Source organism: Dyadobacter ginsengisoli DSM 21015 (assembly GCF_059568735.1).
This window is the reverse complement of the sequence record NZ_JCANTY010000002.1, coordinates 202,201-220,912: the sequence shown is the minus strand read 5'-3', so window position 1 is coordinate 220,912 and position 18,712 is coordinate 202,201. Positions and strand designations below refer to the sequence as shown.

Below are 18,712 nucleotides of genomic sequence, written 5' to 3'. Positions count from 1 at the left end.
GGTCCTAGCAGGCTTGAAATATCCTATAATTCCATAGGTTAGGTGATTTGCACATCCGGAGATTTTGACTCTTCGAAGGACTATTATTTGGGTGAACAGCTTTTTTGAAGTCTAAATAGTTAATTGCTTTCGTTATTGAAGGACCTGGAAGGGATGTATTCCTGATTAAGGTTTATTGATGAACGTATCTGGGCGTTCGAACCGGAGTTTTAAAGTTTTTCCCAGATGGTCATGGTTGGGATTTGGCTTTTCGAATTAAAAAAGCTTTGTATCCTAAGCTATCCTTCGTCTCGGTACATTTATATTATAGCTTGTGTATGGGCGCATAATCGAAAAGAGCCCCTGGAAAAATGTATCCAGGGGCTCTTTCAATGAATTAGAGAACTACTTGCTCTTGATCATCCTTTGTGAAAAAGAACTGCCATCAGGCATTTGAATGTTGATCAGGAATGTCCCATTTGGCAGAGACCGAATGTTAACAGTTTTCTTGGTTTCGCCATTGTTGTTGAGATTTTCTATCAGTGTGCGCCCGGAAATATCCAGGATCTTAATCGCCTCCGAGCCGCTTAAACCGTCGATGGTCAATTTATCGATAGCCGGATTCGGGTAGGTAATGATAATAGCGCCATTTTCAGAAGTTACCACTCTGATAGAACTGTAAGTAAATTTGCCGTCAAAATCAATCATCCTCAGGCGGTAATAGGTCCGCCGTCCGATGGAAGTTGGATCGGCGAAGTGGTAATAGAGCAGGTTGCTACTGCCTGTTTCAGGCGCTAGGGTCGGTACAAATCCTATTTTGGTCCAAACGGATGCATTGGCGCTTCGCTCGATCTCAAAGCCTTTGCTGTTTTCCTCGCTGGATGTAGCCCATTGCAAAGTGACAACGCTGCCCTCCAGACGGGTATTGAAGCTGACTAGTGTTACTGGCATTGGACTTTCCGTCTCAATGGAGTAGGCTGCGGCAGAGCTGGTGGCTCCGGCGTTATCTGTTATGGAATAGGTGAAACCAATTAGGTTACTGCCTGTCCCGCTACCGGTTACCCCATAGATCACCAGCTTAGTAACGTCGAAATTGGGGATACTCACCGGCCCCCCGGCCACATCCAGGGGGACCGGACCTACCCCAAAATCGTAATATAGCTTGGTTGATCCGTTAATCGTCTCGATATTGAATGAGGTGCCGGTGCCCGTGTTACAGGTCCCGGCGCTGGCGCAGTCTTCCGGGTCAGAGCCTGAAAGCGAGCCGCCGGTAGAGTAGCCTGTCAGATTTCCCGACGATGCAGGAATGGATTGATAGTTCGGTAATGCGGGGTAGCCGACAGGCGGCATAACGCTAAATGCTGCGTTGGGTACAACGTAAGTTTTAATGTCCGCAATGGGCGGCTGTTGGATACCAAAGTTGATGTCTGTACTATTTACGCCTAATGTAAATACAGGGCTGATACCGTCTGTCGGGGCTGTGTTTCCTGTGTTCTCAGCGCCATTGTACTCTCCGGTGTTTATCCAGCCTGTGGGAAGGCCCGGCAACGGGGCGGCCGTACCCGGGGTAGCATTTGTTGTGCTCAGTACTACGTGATAATCGCCAGCCGAAATACCCTGAAAACCATAGAACCCAGATGAGTTTACCGAAGCGACAGCAACGACATTTCCGTCAGTTCCGATCAAATTGGCATAAAGTCCCGAAGGCACTGCGTTTGGACTTCCTGTGCTGTTATTAACATTTCCTCCATCCGGATCATGGAACACCGTACCGGAAATAGATGTAACCAATAGTGCATTGGGGCAACTCGCTCCGTCATTATTGTTTGCTCCTCCCGTGGAAGCTGTCGATATCAGGGTAGCAGCATTTGTAGTCATGTCAACCCTGTAGAATCCCCCCAATGTGTTGGCAAACACATAAAATGCATTAGGCGTCTGATCCATAAAAATCGAACCAAAAGCCACCTTTTCATTATTTTGGATGCCGCCTCCGGCAATTGTTGTTGGCGTGATTGTCACTTGTTGCGTTACCGGATTAATGGTAAGCCTGCGGTACGCATTGGTTGCACTTTGTGCGTCGATGATGCCATGAAACAGCCCGTTTGAAGCGTTGTAGACGATATCTGATATGTCCAGACTCGTAACGCCGGTAAAAGTATTTCCGAACGGAGCGGTATCCAGTATATAAGAGGCTGTCGGGTCAACCAGTTGCAGATAAGTCGATGTTCTGGCAGGATTGATGTCGACTACGTAATATCTTGTGGCTAGTCTGCTGTATATAAACAGGTAGCCATCCCCAAAAACCTCTCCGACATTGTAGTAAGCGGTGACCGTCGGAGCTGGCAAATTAGGAATTGAGTAAGTTGTGAGGGCGGCGTTAGCGCCAACCTTAACGACCTGATTGGTTAACACATTGATGCCCCAAATATAATTGTCCAATGTATTGTAACCGATGGAATTAATTCTCGCCGGGAGTGCTCCCAGCAGGGTTCGGGCACCTGTGGAGACATTGTAGCTATAAAGAATCGAATTTCCGGTATTGGGTCCGCTCACCTGGTAAGCAAGATTAGAACAAGCAAATGGCGTAGGTTCTTGCGCCCAGGTAAAGGGGACGCCAAACAAGTACGTGGAAATTATCAATACCGCTTTAAGTAGTGTTTTACTGTTAAAGATTTTTTTCATTTGCTACGGAGTTGAGTGGTGTGTAAATCAATTTATTTTATCCTATTGTGGTGGTGCACTTGACTTAAATCATTTCAACTCCAATCGAATATTGGTTTGAAATGGGTTTATTAGCAATAGCAACGGCGATTGGGTTATAGTGACTATGTTAAGCGATCGTTTAAATTGAAGCTATGCTTATTTCAAACTGATAATGTTTTCCGGGCGAGATGTAGTATTGTATCTACTTGATATAACAACAATCATGGTTTGAATGTCGTAATATTAAGAATTAGTTTTGATACAGACAGGTGGTTTTCTTGTCAAATAAAAGATCAAATATTGTCAAAAAAGTGGATTGTGAGAATCCGGAAAGGGGAGGTACTATGAGTTGAGATAGCCGGTGTGCTGTCGGCGGGCCAGTTAATTAAAACCTTAATGGGAAGGTCAGGAAATGTAACGAAATGGAGGATGCAGTATTGAAGTCTGTTTATTCGGCGCTCTAAAAAGTACACGACACCTATTCGCAACTGGGAGACAAAACGTTTGACTAAATGTGCCTTTTGAGCGGGATCAATTAGTTATTTTGCCTTTAACCTCATTAGGCGTTTTACCAAACACCTTTTTAAACTCTTTGCTGAAATATTTGCTGTCCTCGAATCCAATGACCGTAGCAACTTCGCCAACATTGTAAATACCTGATTCAAGAAGTTTTTTCGCTTCATTTAAACGGAGGGTTTTGACAAATTCGTTGATCGTCATACCGGTAAGTGATCGCAATTTTCGGTAGAGCACCGACACGCTCATCCCTGCCTCAAAAGCAAGTTCATTAACACCGAAGTTGACGTCCGAAATATGATCGATAACCAGGCTTTTAAGCTTGGCGATGAAAGCCTCATTCATATCTTGGGCAACACTTCGTTGGACTTCAGGTGCCTCCAACACCGACTGCCGGTAGCGCTGCTTCATCTCATCCCGCAAACGGAGTAGGTTGTTGATCTTCAGGGTGATGATTCTCGGGTCGAACGGTTTCATCAAATAATCGTCAGCCCCTACTTCAAGTCCTTCGATAATTTGTGCGCTCTGCGTTCTGGCTGTCAGCAACACAACCGGAATATGAGCAGTATTGGCCTCATTCTTCAGTCGGCGACATACTTGCAGTCCGTTCAGTTCCGGCATCATCACGTCAGTCAGGATAATGTCAGGGATGTGTTCGTTGGCCAATTCAATGCCACGAAGGCCATTTTCTGCTTCAAGTGTGTTGTATTCCCCCTCGAAAAGCTCGCAGATAAACCCCCGTAGCTCATCGTTATCCTCGATGACCAGAATGGTATTCAGTTGTTTATCTGCGATTTCGTTGCCGATCAACGTGGCTGCGACTGATTTGGTAAATACGTCAGCGACGTAATCGTGGCCTTTTGGTGAAATTTCCTGGGCGGAGTAATGCCTGTTCTCGCGCAGTAAACGGATGATCAGCGCTGTTTCACCTGATTCGGTTTCGGTCGCAGGTCGGCTTTCGGCGGACAGATGGCCGTGGTGCCGCTCGATAATGCTTTTCGAAAGGGCCAACCCGATTCCGTAACCCTGCTTTTCCGGGTCGGCCTGATAGTAGTAGGTAAATAGCTTTTTGAGGTGATCGGGCGAGATTCCCTTGCCGTTGTCCTTCACGACGATTTTGACTTCATTTGAAATCTCGATGATTTGAACGGACACCTCACCGCCGTTGGGCGTGAATTTGTACGCGTTGCTTAACAGGTTGTAAAATACCTTTTGCATTTGGGCGATATCAAACCATAGCAGCACGGGTGTATCAGGGAAAACGAGCGTTGTTTCAATATTCTTCTCCTCCGAGCTGTGTTCAAAGGCGGCCAGGATGCTCTTTATGATTTTCACCACATCATGTTCGCATACCTGCAATTGAACACTGCCGCCCTGGATTTTGCGGAAATCAAGCAGTTCGTTGACCAGCAGCATTAGCCTGTCACTGCTGTTTCTGGCATGATTCAGATGATGCTCAACACGTTGCGTATCGTTAAGCTGCTGATGTGCTCTTTCCAAAGGTCCGCTGATCAATGAAAGGTGTGTTCTGATCTCATGCGACACATTGGTGAAAAAATCCAGCTTGGCCTGGTTCAGGGAATTTTCTTTCCGGAACGAGGAGCGGAGCCAGAAAAACCTGTTGACAGCGTAAATCGCTCCACCGATGACAAGCAAGTAAAACAGATATGCATACCAGGTTTTCCACCAGGGAGGTAGGACGATGATTTTGACTTCCAAAGGCTCCTTCATCCAGAAACCGTCGCCATTGGCAGCTTTGACCATGAAAGTATAAGTTCCTGACGGCAGGTTCGTGTAGGTGGCCGACGGGTTTTCTACATGGTTCCAGTCACGGTCTATCCCATCGATTTTGTAGGCGTATTTGTTCTGACCGGAGCGCACATAATCCAGTAACGCAAAGTCCAGTGTGAAAATGTTTTGGTCGTGACGAAAGGTAATCTCTTTTGTTTTCCACAGGGGCCGCACCAGGAGCCCCGTACTGTCGCCGGTAGTAACTTCCTTGTTGTACAGTTTTAGAGAAGTGAGTACAAGAGGAGGGGTATTTTTATTTACTGCAATAGCCGACGGGTCAAAGGAAAACATTCCCTGGTTGGTCAGAAAATAGAGGCTCCCATTGCCATCTTTCGTTCCGAAACCCTGAATTAACTGACCATTTTGCGGCAAGCCATCATCATCGTCGTAAGATTGAAGCGTCCTGCTTTGGGGATGGTATCTATACAGCATATGCGCGGCACTGAGCCATAGGTAGCCCAACTCGTCCGGAACAACATCTTTAATATAGCCGCCAGGGACATCTGCATTCGGTTCAAACCTGTTGTTCTTCGGGTTGTAACGAAAAAGTGAGGTCGTACCCGCAGCCCAGACATTTCCAGACAGGTCTTCGGCTATCCGCCAAAAGTATTCGGCCATGCCGGGCCCAACGGGTAGCTTTTCTAATGCTGGTGCAAGCGAAGTACTATTCGTGGAGTTGACACGATAAATTTCATTCGTACTACCTACCCAGATATTGCGTCGGGAATCTTCGTAAATACTTCGGACGCTGATATTTGGTGCGTTTTGCATAAGGAATATGCCCTGTTTTTGATCGAACAGAAGTAATCCGTAATAACCACCAATCCAAAATCGATTGTAGCTGTCCTTCAAGATGGCAAAGGTCCTGGCGTTAACGGTTACAGATTGCCCTTCTATGATAAGTGGGTAATGGCGATAATTTCCGGTACGGAGATTAAAACTGGTCAATACGGCGTTGCCTGCGGCCCAGAGTACATGGTTTTCGTCCAGGAAAAAACAATAATAGTCGGCCTCTTTCGAAAGTTTTAGATTGAAAGTCAAGGGGGGCGCACCAACAGAGTTAAAGACAAGAAGTTTGTCCAGATTATTCGAAATAATCCAAATTTGTTTTGTTTTACTCTTGCCTAACCATGCATTTGAGAACGACTGGCTCCGTGGATCGTTGGCGGCAAATGGCCAGGACCTAAACCGGGGAGAGTCATAATGGAGATAACTAATGCCAACATAAAAAGAGCCGCACCAAAGCCCGCCTTGTCGGTCCAGGTACAACGAGTAAAGCATGGTGCTGCCCAGGCTGTTGGGGTCACCGGGATGATTTACATACCATTCAACTTGTGATGTAAGCGGATCGAAATGAACAAGACCTAAGGAGGTTGACATCCAATATCTCCCCTTGCTATCCGGCACCATCTTGGAAACACGGGGAAGTTCATTCTTTGGCGTTCTCAGTGTTTCGACTAACCTGAAGGTCTCGGTAAAAGGATTGAATTGATATAATCCGGTACCGTTACTCCCCAGCCATATAGTGCCGCTGCTGTCTGCATAAACAAAAATAAGGTCGCTTAGGTGGATCTGTTTTTTTGGGGACGGAATCCGGTACAATCTGGGTTTGCTGCCATCATTTTGCATTTTAACCAAACCGTCTCCGGTTGCCATCCAGATGTTGCCAGTTTTATCTTCGGCGAGTGATCTTATCTGCCGGGTCTGGGCGGAGAACTCAGTTTGTAAATGGCGCGTTATCCTGATTTTTCCGTGATCCTTTGTAATTCGTGACAGCCCATGTTGGGTTCCGGCCCAAACCTGGTTGTTCCGGTCCACCATAACGCAATTGACCGAATTGTGAGAGAGCGAATTGACGTTCGCTGAATCAGGCTCGAAGTTCGTGAAAGTATCTGTATCGGGCTCAAAAAGATATAAGCCGGATCTTGTCGAAGCAACCCATATATTTCCATGGGAATCAGTGGTAAGATCCCTGATGAATTTGGGATTCTTCTGTTTGCCATTATGGTATTGATCGAATGTTTTACTGTTATACCGATACAGCCCGGCTTCGGTACCAAACCACATGAAGCCTAGCTTGTCCTGGGTAATTCCTAATGTGGCCGATAACGGAACGCCATTGACTTCCTTGAAATTCTTAAAAACCTGCCCGTAGGAGTTGGTAAGAAAAAGTAAGACGCAGAACCCAATAGTCAAAAGACGTTTGCTGTTCTCCATGTTCGAGCAAACTTGATAGGGTGCATGATAAAACATAATAAATATATGTCATCACACTATGTCTAGTCAATGGGTATACTAGATGTCCACGACGAAAGACAGGATGGTCTGCCATTATGGTAAAATAAACACCCCTTTTGCGGATGATACTTCGCATAAGAATCAGCAGATCATATCATGGGTCGAACAATTTTGCATTTATCCGGGTATTTGCTTTTTGACCTCGTTTGGGTTTTTTCCAAAGACTTTTCGGAACTCCTTACTGAAATACTTACTATCGTCAAACCCAATGAATGTTGCTACTTCGGCAACATTGTAAACACCTGATTCGAGCAGTATTTTTGCTTCGCTGAGCCGGATGGCTTTAACAAACTCATTCACAGTCATGCCTGTTAGCGTCCGCAATTTCCGGTAAAGTACGGAAACACTCATTCCAACCTGGCTGGCGAGGTCGTTTACGCCAAAGTCGGGGTTTGATATGTTTTCGGTAACCATTTCCCTGAGCCTGGCGATAAATGCCTCGTTGACATCCTGGGCAATGCTACTTCCGTCCCGTTGATTGACAAACACCGATTGCTGATATCGCTCTTTCAGGTCGTCTCTGACGCGAATAAGATTGTTGACCTTCAATTCAAGAATTCGCGGGTCGAACGGTTTTATCAGGTAATCGTCAGCGCCCGATTCCAGGCCCTCAACGATTTGATCATTTTGGGTCCGGGCTGTTAACAATATGACTGGAATGTGCGCGGTAGAAATGTTGTTTTTGAGGCGGTTGCACACCTCGATTCCATTCATTTCCGGCATCATCACATCGGACAGAACGATATCAGGAAGATGTTCGCCGGCTAATTCCAACCCTCGCAAACCATTGTCCGCTTCTAATATTTTGAAATCCTCTTCAAAAAGGTTGCGGATAAACACGCGTAGCTGGTCGTTGTCTTCGATGATCAAAATCGTATTGATGTGCTTTGCGTTTTTGATAGGAGCGTTGGCGGGAAGAATAAACCTTTCGGCCAGCATACTGCCTACATATTCGTTTTGATTGACGGCCAGCTGATCAGCAGTAAAATGCCGGTTCCCTTGCAACATTGTGATCGTCAATGTTGTGCCGCCGGACAACGCCTTGCCGGTTGAGCTACCATTAAATTGGCGGCTTTCTGCAGTGAGATGACCGTGGTGCTGCTCCACCAGACTCTTGGACAGGGCCAGACCTATCCCGTAACCGGGCTTTTCTGAGTCCGCCTGATAATAGTAAGTGAAGAGCTTTTGTAAATGTTCTTCGGACATGCCCTTGCCGTTATCTTCAATCGTAATCCTGACTTCGTTGGAAATCATTAAGACCCTTACGACTACCCTGCCGCCTTCGGGGGTAAATTTATAGGCATTACTTAGCAGGTTGTAAAGGACCTTTTGTATTTGAGCGATATCGAACCACAAAAGGACCTGGGTTTCAGGAAATATCTGCAAGGTCTCTATTCCTTTTTCCTTCGCAACGTGCTCGAATGCTGCGACCACACTTTTAATGACACTTATCACATCGTGTTCCCGCACCTGTAAGCGCAGGCTTCCACTCTGGATTTTTCGAAAATCCAGCAACTCGTTCACCAAAAGCATCAGCCTGTCCGAGCTGGCCCGCGCGTAATTCAGGTAATTTTCATTATTCTTACCTTCTGTCGCCTGTTGATGTGCTTTCTCCAACGGCCCGCTGATCAGCGAAAGGTGCGTCCTGATCTCGTGAGACACATTGGTGAAAAAATCGAGTTTCATCTGGTTCAAAGTATTTTCCCGTCTGAACGAGCTGCGGATCCAAAAAAAACGCGTAATGGAATACACAATTACGGCGGTTAGCAGCAGATAAAACAGGTAGGCATACCAGGTTCTCCACCACGGGGGCAGGATGTTGATTTTTACCTGTAGAGGATTTTCTGACCATACATCGTCGCCATTGGCGGCCTTTACCTGAAAAGTATAGCTGCCTGCCGGCAGGTTTGTGTACGTAGCCGAAGGCGTTTTAACGTAGTTCCAATCGCGGTCGATCCCGTCTATTTTGTAGGCATATTTGTTGACATCCGATTTGATGTAATCCAAAAGTGCAAAATCAAGTGTGAAAATGCTCTGATCGTGCCTGAACGTGATCTCCTTTATTGTTGTAATGGGTTTTGGAAGCAATCCGGTGCTGTCGCCCGTTCTTACAGTTTTGTTGTACAACTTCAGGGAGGTAAGAATAATTGGAGAATTACGCTTTAGGGCAGAAATAGTTGTTGGGTCAAACTTAAACGCGCCTTTGTCGGTGACAAAATAGAGATTGCCATCCTTATCGGTCGAGCCGCCGGCTTGCATCAGCGTTCCTTTTGAAGGCAGGCCATCCTGAGCGCTGTAAGATTGAAGCGTCCTTTCTTTGGGATGATACCTGTAAAGCAGCGAAGAGGCATTTACCCAAAGATAGCCCAGCTTGTCAGGAACGACATCCAAAGCTGCTTCCCGGGGGATATCTGTATTCAGCTCGAACTGATTTTTTTTTGGATTATAGCTTAGCAATTGAGTGTGACACGCGGCCCATATTTTTCCCCACCGGTCTTCATTAATACTCCAGGCCATTACCAGCTCCGCCTGTGAATGAATTTTCTCTATCGTGGGTTTCGGGAATCTTTCCGTGTGTGGCTTTACGCGGTAGAGTCCAGCTTTCCCTCCGATCCAGACATTACGCCGGGAATCTTCAAAAATAGTCGCAGCGTAGCTGACAGTAGGATCTTTGGTAAACGTGCCAGTCGTTTTGTCAAACAATAGTAAACCATAAGACCCTCCGACCCAGAAATGCCCGTAACTGTCTTCGGTGATCTTGTAAGTTCGTCCCCCAGCTGACTCACCCTGGAGCAATAAGGGATAATGGTGATACGATCCGCGACGGATGTCGTAACTGGTCAGAACTGTCTTGCCACCTGCCCAGAGTACCTCGTTTTGATCAAAATAGAATGAGTAGTAATCAGCCTCCGCAGACAGTTTAAGTGGAAATGTTTCGGGGTTTTTGCCGCTGGAATCGAAAAGAAGCAGTTTGTCTATTGTGTCTGAAATGCTCCACATACGATTTGTCCGGCTTTTTCCTATCCACGCATTGACGAAAGATCCGGCGCGTGGGTCCTCAGGGCCAAATGGCCAACGTTTGAACCGCGGAGAATTAAAATGGAAATAACTGATTCCGCCAAAGTAAGATCCGAGCCAGAGCCCGCCTTGGTTATCAAGGTATACTGAAAACAGCGAGTTGTCAGGTAAGCTGTGAGGATCGCCGGGCTGGTTTATATACCAATCCGCTTCTTCTGTGGACGGGTCGAAATGGGCCAGGCCCGAGGAGGTTGCAAGTAAGAGTTTGCCCCTGCGGTCAGATGTTATTTTCCTGATTATAGGGTAATTGCCGGTCGGACTTTTTAGTTTTTGAATTTTACTGAAATTTTCCGTCCCGATATCAAATTTGATCAATCCTCCACTGGCGCTGCCCAGCCAGAGAGCTCCGTTGTCAAGGACAAAGACGGAAAGAAACTCATTGAGTGATGTTTCATTTTTTACTTCCGGCATTCTGTGGAGCTTGGGCTTGCCCCCATTGGCCGGCATTTTTATCAGACCGCCGGTGGTTCCCAGCCAAAGATTTCCTTCTTTGTCTTCGGCAAGGCATTTTATGTTAAGAGCGCTACCTTTGAATTCACTTTGCAGATGACGGGATACTATGGATGTCCCGCTACGGGCATTGACCCGGGTGAGCCCGTGCTGGGTTCCGACCCAGATTTGTCGCTTGCTGTCTTCCATAAGACAATTTACGTACCCATTGGATAGCGTATTAGCCCGGGCCGGATCATGTTTGAAATGCTTGATATCGATATTCTTAGGGTTGTAAAGGGTTAATCCGGAGGCTGTCCCTACCCAAATACGTCCCTGGGAGTCACAAAGAATGTCGCGAATGTCCTCAAAAAGCGGATTTCCTTTGATGTCCTTTCGATAGGGCTTCAACGTCCTGGTGTCATAGCTGATCAGTCCGTTCATCGTTCCAAACCACATCAGACCATCGTGGCCTTGTGCGATTGCAAGAACCCCGGCAATAGGATCAATCTCATTTTCTGAAATATTTCTGAATGATTGTGCCGTAACTTGGGCGAAGCAGCTGTAAATGCTAAGCAAGCCAATTAGAATATATTTGTAGCTGGTCATCAATGAGCGCTCAATTGGTAATAGACGAAGGAGTAAATGATGCAAATTACGGTCTGTTAATGTATTTGAGCAAAATATTTTACCAGTTGATGAAGCCCACGAAGAAGAGCGGTAAAAAATAGCACGAGTAACCAGCTTTAAACCGTACCGTCAATACGTCGGTTGGCCTTTGAATTACGGCACATGTCAAGGATGTGCCTCATCCATAGTGGATTTGGGAAAAAGAACCTTCAAAAAACGTATGGCTGCCGCCAATTATTTTGAGTGTTTCTTCGATTAAGACAAAGTCCCTTTGTCCGAAAGTGTAAGCCGGAATTTTTTACATGAATGTTTCTGAAGTGAATCAGGATCATCTCCGGACTACTCAAGTCTCAATTGGTGTTTTTGCTTGAAAGTCGGCCACCTACCAGATTTTCCCCTCAGATTGATAAGTTAGTAATCCATTCAATCGGGATAAGTCATTCACTTTTGCAAGGCAGCAATGCAGTATTTTAATGTTTATCGAAAAACTAAACTGTAAAGAAAATGCCAGCATCAACACTAAAGGACAAGGTCGTGCTTATCGCAGGGGGAGGAAAAAACCTGGGGGGGCTTTTAAGTAGAAATTTTGCCGCCAAGGGAGCAAAACTAGCCATTCATTATAATACTGAAAGTGCCAGACTCCAAGCCGAAAAAACGCTCGAAGATGTGACCGCCGCCGGGGCGCAAGCCTTCCTTTTTCAGGCCGATTTAACTGAGGTTGACAACATCACAAGACTTTTTGATGAAACGCTTAGCCGCTTCGGGGCAATTGATATTGCGATCAATACCGTCGGGAAGGTTTTAAAAAAACCGTTTTTGGAAACCACCGAGCAGGAGTATGACAGTATGAGCGACATCAACTCGAAAGTAGCCTACTTTTTCATCCAAGAGGCAGGCAAAAAGCTACAAGACAATGGTAAGATCTGTACTGTTGTGACCTCGTTGCTTGCTGCGTACACCGGCCTTTATTCCACTTACGAAGGGATGAAAGCGCCCGTCGAACATTTCACCCGCGCAGCCTCTAAGGAATTCGGAGCCCGTGGTATCTCTGTATCTTCGGTAGCACCCGGGCCAATGGATACTCCGTTCTTTTACGGACAGGAAAGCCCTGATGCCGTCGCATATCACAAGTCGGCCGCCGCATTAGGCGGGCTCACCGACATCAAGGACATCGCCCCGTTGATTGAGTTTCTGGTAACCGACGGCTGGTGGATCACCGGGCAGACGATTTTTGCCAACGGTGGTTACACAACCAGGTGAATTGGATGGCTTCATCAGCAGACTATTTCGACTAGCTATTGACAAATAGTATTAATTGGGTAATCACATACTTTTCAATGCCTGTCATTCTGATAGCCGAAGTGCTTTGTGGGCTTTTCATCGGCTGCGTAAATTTTATTTTGGGCCGGTCAGACCTCCTGCCTGACGCTGATTTCAACTATTTTGAAATCAGATCGCAAATGCCGCCAATGGCGATTTAAAGACGTTCCCGGAGAGCGTTAGACTTTCCGGGAACATTGACTCATTTTCGAAGGTCTTTTGGTGTATTACTTATGTCGGCCGATTGCTTAGGCAGCAAAATCTCCTGATTGCAGTCGTCGTTAGGCCCGAAGTGAGACCCTGTCCGGATTGATATTTTATTTACCCGATTTTACCAATTTTTTGGTGAGATGTACATCTTCAATTTTGGCACGGCAGAATATGTACCGATAGGCAGCTTCCTGCGTGCGTAGGGATATTTGTAACCACCAATTGCATCTGCTATTGAGTAAAAGACGTATTTGCAGTACTCTTTAGGATTTATTCTATGACGCTGGAGACGAATGCACCCAATTGTTAGCGATGATACCAAATTACTGAAGCTTTTAGTACAAGGCAATAAGGCTGGCTTCGAAAAAATTTACAATCGTTATCATCCTAAATTGTATAGAATAGCGCTCAGCAAAGTCCGGACGCAGGAAAATGCCATGGAGCTTGTCCAGGACGTTTTTTTGGATCTATGGGCAAGGCGTGAGGAAGTAGAAATCAATGATCTTGAAAGATATCTGTGCTCAGCCATTAAATACAAGGTGCTGGATCACTTTAAAAAGGAATTCCAGCGGAAGCGCTATATGCAGCTTGCCCAGCTTAGCAGTCTGGATCAATCCTTCAACACAGAGGAGACTCTGGCATTAAACGAGCTCACCCGTTCGATTCTGGATTGCATTAACAAACTCCCGGAGAAAACAAAGAAAATTTTCGAACTGAGCCGGATTCAAAATGCCAGCTCTGATGAGATTTCGACACTGCTTAATATCCCGCTTCGGACCGTCGAATATCACATTACCCAGGGACTGAAAGCATTACGATCAAACCTCAAAGATTACATTCTGCTGCTTCTGCTCACATTTTCGACCTGGTCGTGAGGTCGTACGATCGTTACAAATCCAATAATATTTAATTGTTTTGGGGTATATTATATGAATTTTTAAAGAATATTTGAAATCATTTGCGGTCACTTACCATTTGATCGACTTACATCGCAAAGGCTCTCATAAGCCGTTATCGATGACTCATACTCCATCAAGTGGTGATTAAAAATTTACGAGGTTTCCTGAAACTATTGGAGCGCTACCAGCGAAATAAACTTGATCCCAAGGATAGAAGGATCATGGATATCTGGTATGATTCGATCGATCATTCTGATGAAAGTCAAAACCGGCTCAGCGAAGAGCAGGCCGGAAAAATAATGTGGGTGGAAATGGAAAGCCGGATGGAAGAATCGGATATGCAAAGAATATCCCGCCGGAGCGTGCGAAGGCTTTATTTCAAACTGGCCGCAGCTTGTGTGCTGCTTGTGGCAGGCTTCTTCTCATACCGGGCATTGACGCGGAGCGGCGAGGTTATATCAGGCGTGAAAAATGTAGTGTTGGAAAACATGCAGCATGTTCAAAATTCCGGGTCCGGCAGCATGCGATTTACATTGTCGGATGGAAGTAAGGTCGTACTGGAGCCGGGAGCTACGTTGTTTTATCCCGACCGGTTTGAATCAGACCAGCGAAACGTTTTTCTGAAAGGGAATGTGTTTTTTGAAATCGCCCACGATACTTCCCGGCCGTTTTTTGTGCATGCCAACAACATCGTCACAAAAGTGCTGGGTACCAGCTTCACGATACGTGAAAATGCAAAAACCAAAAGCATTGAAGTTGCGGTGATGACCGGTGTAGTCGAAGTACGGAAAGCAGAAGACCGGCCGGAAAGCACGATTGCGGATGATAAGGTGATATTGACCCAGAATAAAAAGGTAACTTTTTTTAAAGAGGATGAAAAGCTGGTAACCGGGTTAGTCGAAATGCCTACTTTGATCAAGACCAAGGCGGATCAGGCCCGTGTGTTTGATTTTAATTATGCAGAAAAATCATTGCCGGAGATTGTGTCGGTTTTGGAAAAAGCCTACGGCGTCAGGATCTCAATCACCAATGAAAAGCTTCGTAACTGTATCATCAATGCAGACTTGTCTCAGGAAAAGACACTTTTCTCGCAGCTGGAAATTCTTTGCGAGAGTGTCAGTGCCGAATACCAGCTGGTCGGTGACACTGTTGCCCTTTCCGGACAGGGCTGCGAGTCAGCCAAATAAGATTGTAAAACCGTAAACCCGATAAACCTATGCAGTAAGAATATTACCTCAAGATAAAAAGCCGAAGATGCTGGAAACATGCTTCGGCTTCTCCCGTCCCGATTACTGGTATAATCGTAGCGTTCGTCTGGAAACGAGCGCTTGGGAGTTGTAAATCATCGTGTTAAGAGATCTATTACCTACAAAGCAATGAAAAAAAAACAAAAGATCATAAATCCCTTGTGGACAATTATGAAGGCGTCAACTTTACAAATCGTGCTGATGCTGATCGCCACTGCTTACGGGCATGCCTACACATCGGAAGCGCAACAACTCCTTTCGCAGAAAGTATCCGTTAAAGTTGATCAAAAAGCGATTCGTGAGGTACTGGATATATTGGAAAAAAATGTGGATGTGAAGTTCGTATATAGCTTACAGTTACTTCCGATCGACCGTAAGATTACCCTTCATATGGAAGACAGGGAGTTGAGCGAAGTGCTCGAAAAAATGTTTCAGCCCGACCATATTTCCTACAAGCAAATCAGAAATAAGATCGTGCTTAAAAAAGTGGATCGCACCTTGTCGGACTTCCCGGAAATGGCCCCGATCAGCCCGGCTACGCCACTGAACAGAGTCGCTGACCGCGTTTTGACGGGTTTGGTTAAAGATAATACGGGCGAACCACTTCCGGGGGTAAGCATTACCATTAAGGGAACTACCTCCGGTACGTCCACAGATGTGGACGGGAAATTTTCCTTATCCGTTGCTGACAATAATGTGACCCTGGTTTTTTCCTTCGTAGGTTACATTGCGCAGGAGATACAACCTGGCGCTCAGACATCCCTTCAGATTGAATTAAAGCCCGATACCAAAGCGCTGGAAGAGGTGGTCGTGATCGGGTATGGTACTGCCAAGCGCCAGGATTTTACCGGATCGGTCAGCTCATTGAAAATGGAGGGTTCGTCTATCGCGCTGATGCCCAACATGAATCCACTGGAAGCATTGAAAGGAAGTCTGCCGGGTCTTAACATCGGGGCTTCGAATACAGCTGGAGGGCAGCCTAGTGTGGACGTTCGCGGACAGAATTCGATCAATGGTTCTAACGATCCGCTGATCGTATTGGATGGAGTTGTTTTTCTCGGGAATCTGGCAGACATCAATCCCAATGACATCGCGTCTTTTGATGTGCTGAAAGACGCTACATCGGCGGCAGCTTATGGTTCCCGCTCGGCTAACGGAGTCATTGCAATCACTACTAAAAGAGGAAAAGTAGGCAAACCTGTGATTACATTAAACTCTTCGACCGGTTTTCAAACCTGGCAGAACAGGCCGGAAATGATGAAAGGAGAGGAGTGGATCAGAGTAGTGAATGCAAGGAACAAGTATGCGGAAGGTTCTACCAACTGGATGAAACCCGGCGAGCTGGCAAACATGGCGGCCGGAAAGGAAACCAACTGGCTGGATCAGGTTACGCGGACGGGGGTGATACAAACCCACCAGGCTGCGGTGTCCGGAGCCAGCGAGCGCGTGAGCTATTATATGTCAACAGCTTATGATAAGAATAAAGGAATTGTTATCGGCGACGGTTTCGACAGGATTTCTCTTTCAGGAAAGGTAAAAACTAACATCACCGACTGGCTGGAAGTAGGGGTCGATGCGGGATATTCCAAAAGGACATACACCGGAACAGATCCTTTGATACAAAGAAACAGTAACCGGAATGCCGCGCAGCCGGAAACCCGGTTTGCGGCTAATATCAACGAGGCGCAGACAATGTCGCCTTATGGTGTGATGTACCGGGATGAAATGGGTAATCTTGAAAAATATCCGTACACGCAGTCTGCGATCAATCCGCTTTGGGGGGTTAATGACGGAACAAGGAGCAACCAGGATGTGAGGCTTAATTACCGTGTCAATTCCAACGCAGTGGTGTCTGTACCCTGGGTGGAAGGACTGACCTACCGGGTTAACCTACTTTACAACACCACAAGCAACGAGTCCGGGAATTTCATCAATGAGCGTTACTACGTGCAGGAAGGAGATGGGCCTAATCGTTATTTGCCGTCAACGATCCAGGGTTTTCTTACCAATGCAAATGGCGTAGTTAATACTTATGGTACCAAAAGCTATGTTTTTGATAATATTATCAATTACAAAAATTCATTTGGAAAACACGGTATCGACCTGACATTGGTCGCCACACGCGACCACCAGCAATACCAGCTGATAGCTTCGTCGGGTAACAACTTTGCAGCGAACGGCAATACCACGCTCGGGATGTGGGGACTGCACAAGGCAACGGTGCAGCGGGTTAATCAGGATGCGAACGAGCGCTCGAACATTGGCTACCTGGCCCGTGCGAGCTACTCTTTCGACGACAAGTATTTCGTTACAGGTTCTTACCGTCGCGACGGAGCCAGTGTGTTTGGCGCTAATAATAAATGGGCTAATTTCCTTGCAGCCGGTGTAGCGTGGAAGCTGACCAGCGAAGAGTTTCTGAAGAGTTTCGCGCCGCTTAATAACCTGAAGGTTAAGTTTTCATACGGACAGAACGGGAATCAAGGAATTGCACCCTATGCTACATTATCCACCATTGCTAACGCAGCAAGCGGCGGATCGAGATATGAATTCTCGAATACGCCGGGGGGAATCAATTATGGGTTGTATCAAGATGCCTTGGGAAACTCTGGCCTGGGATGGGAAACCACTACTTCGTGGAACACAGGATTTGAATCGGCCTGGTTAAATAACCGCCTGTTTGTGGATCTGGATGTGTATTATGGCAAAACCACCGATCAGATTTTTACCCGGAACATTCCTGTAATGACGGGTTTTAAAACAATCCGGACCTCCATGGGGCAGGTCAATAACCGGGGCGTTGAAATCACCGTACGGTCGGTGAACTTGAAAAGCAGGGACCTGAGCTGGAATACTTCGTTTACTTTCTGGCAGAACAGGAATAAGCTTGCCAGGCTTTACGGAGAAGACAATAATGGCGACGGCAGGGAGGATGATGATATCGCCAATAATCTTTTCATCGGGCAGCCGCTGGGTACTATTTTCGGTTATGAGCAGGTCGGCATCGTTCAGGAGGGAGATGCAGAGTACATCGCGCAGACAGGTGCGGCACCGGGAGCGCCAAAATACAGGGACATCGACGGAAAGCCCGGAATAACACCTGAGGACAGGAAGATACTGGGTTATGCGCAGGAGAATTTCAGGCTGAATATGAGCAACACGTTGGTGTATAAGAACTTTGAACTTTATGTGATGCTGACGGGTACCTTTGGTGGAGGCAACCGGTTTTTGAGAAGCAATCAGCAGGCATATATGACCGCGGGCACTGGTCGCTTTAACGATAATATGACCTCCAAGCCCTATTGGACACCTGAAAATGCCAGCAATGAATATCCATCGGCATATTTCACCGGCGACGGCCGTTTTCTGGGCTTGCAGTCCCGTGCTTTTGTTCGTGTGCAGGACGTTACACTCTCTTATCGCCTGAAACCAGAATGGATATCGAAATTACGTATGAATTCAGTTAAGTTCTTTGTGAGCGCCAGGAATCTGGCCACCGTCACCAAGTGGGAGGGCGGCGACCCTGAAACAGGTACCACGGTGCGTGACAATACTTTCCCTGTCCCGACCTCGTACTCCATTGGCGCTAATATCAGTTTCTAAACATCAATTCAC

Annotated in this window: 7 protein-coding genes; 4 read left to right on the top strand and 3 right to left on the bottom strand. The window is 46.5% G+C overall.

All coding sequences use genetic code 11. The features are described from left to right. Nucleotides 1-384: 384 nt before the first annotated feature. The 3 genes from BP71_RS07255 to BP71_RS07245 all read right to left on the bottom strand — a co-directional run bounded on the left by BP71_RS07255 (nucleotide 385) and on the right by BP71_RS07245 (nucleotide 11,403). Entirely contained in the window at nucleotides 385-2,661 is a 2,277-nt protein-coding gene (locus BP71_RS07255; protein ID WP_496377902.1) for a DUF6923 family protein, read from the bottom strand. A gap of 552 nt (nucleotides 2,662-3,213) precedes the next feature. Further along, nucleotides 3,214-7,206, bottom strand: coding sequence for a hybrid sensor histidine kinase/response regulator transcription factor (locus BP71_RS07250; protein ID WP_496377901.1), 3,993 nt, complete (start codon nucleotides 7,204-7,206; stop codon nucleotides 3,214-3,216). Nucleotides 7,207-7,404: 198 nt separating this feature from the next. Continuing rightward, nucleotides 7,405-11,403: a hybrid sensor histidine kinase/response regulator transcription factor gene (locus BP71_RS07245; RefSeq protein WP_496377900.1), complete on the bottom strand. Its 3,999-nt coding sequence runs from the start codon at nucleotides 11,401-11,403 to the stop codon at nucleotides 7,405-7,407. Nucleotides 11,404-11,928: 525 nt separating this feature from the next. Between BP71_RS07245 and BP71_RS07240 the strand changes: the two genes are divergently transcribed. From BP71_RS07240 to BP71_RS07225, 4 genes are all read left to right on the top strand, one after another. After that, nucleotides 11,929-12,684: an SDR family oxidoreductase gene (locus BP71_RS07240; RefSeq protein WP_496377899.1), complete on the top strand. Its 756-nt coding sequence runs from the start codon at nucleotides 11,929-11,931 to the stop codon at nucleotides 12,682-12,684. Between the two features lie 563 nt (nucleotides 12,685-13,247). Further along, nucleotides 13,248-13,829, top strand: a complete 582-nt coding sequence (locus BP71_RS07235) for an RNA polymerase sigma factor (protein WP_496377898.1) — start codon at nucleotides 13,248-13,250, stop codon at nucleotides 13,827-13,829. Nucleotides 13,830-13,990: 161 nt separating this feature from the next. Beyond that, nucleotides 13,991-15,040: a FecR family protein gene (locus BP71_RS07230; RefSeq protein ID WP_496377897.1), complete on the top strand. Its 1,050-nt coding sequence runs from the start codon at nucleotides 13,991-13,993 to the stop codon at nucleotides 15,038-15,040. 231 nt (nucleotides 15,041-15,271) lie between these two features. Next, nucleotides 15,272-18,700, top strand: a complete 3,429-nt coding sequence (locus BP71_RS07225; protein ID WP_496377896.1) for a SusC/RagA family TonB-linked outer membrane protein — start codon at nucleotides 15,272-15,274, stop codon at nucleotides 18,698-18,700. Nucleotides 18,701-18,712 lie beyond the last annotated feature (12 nt).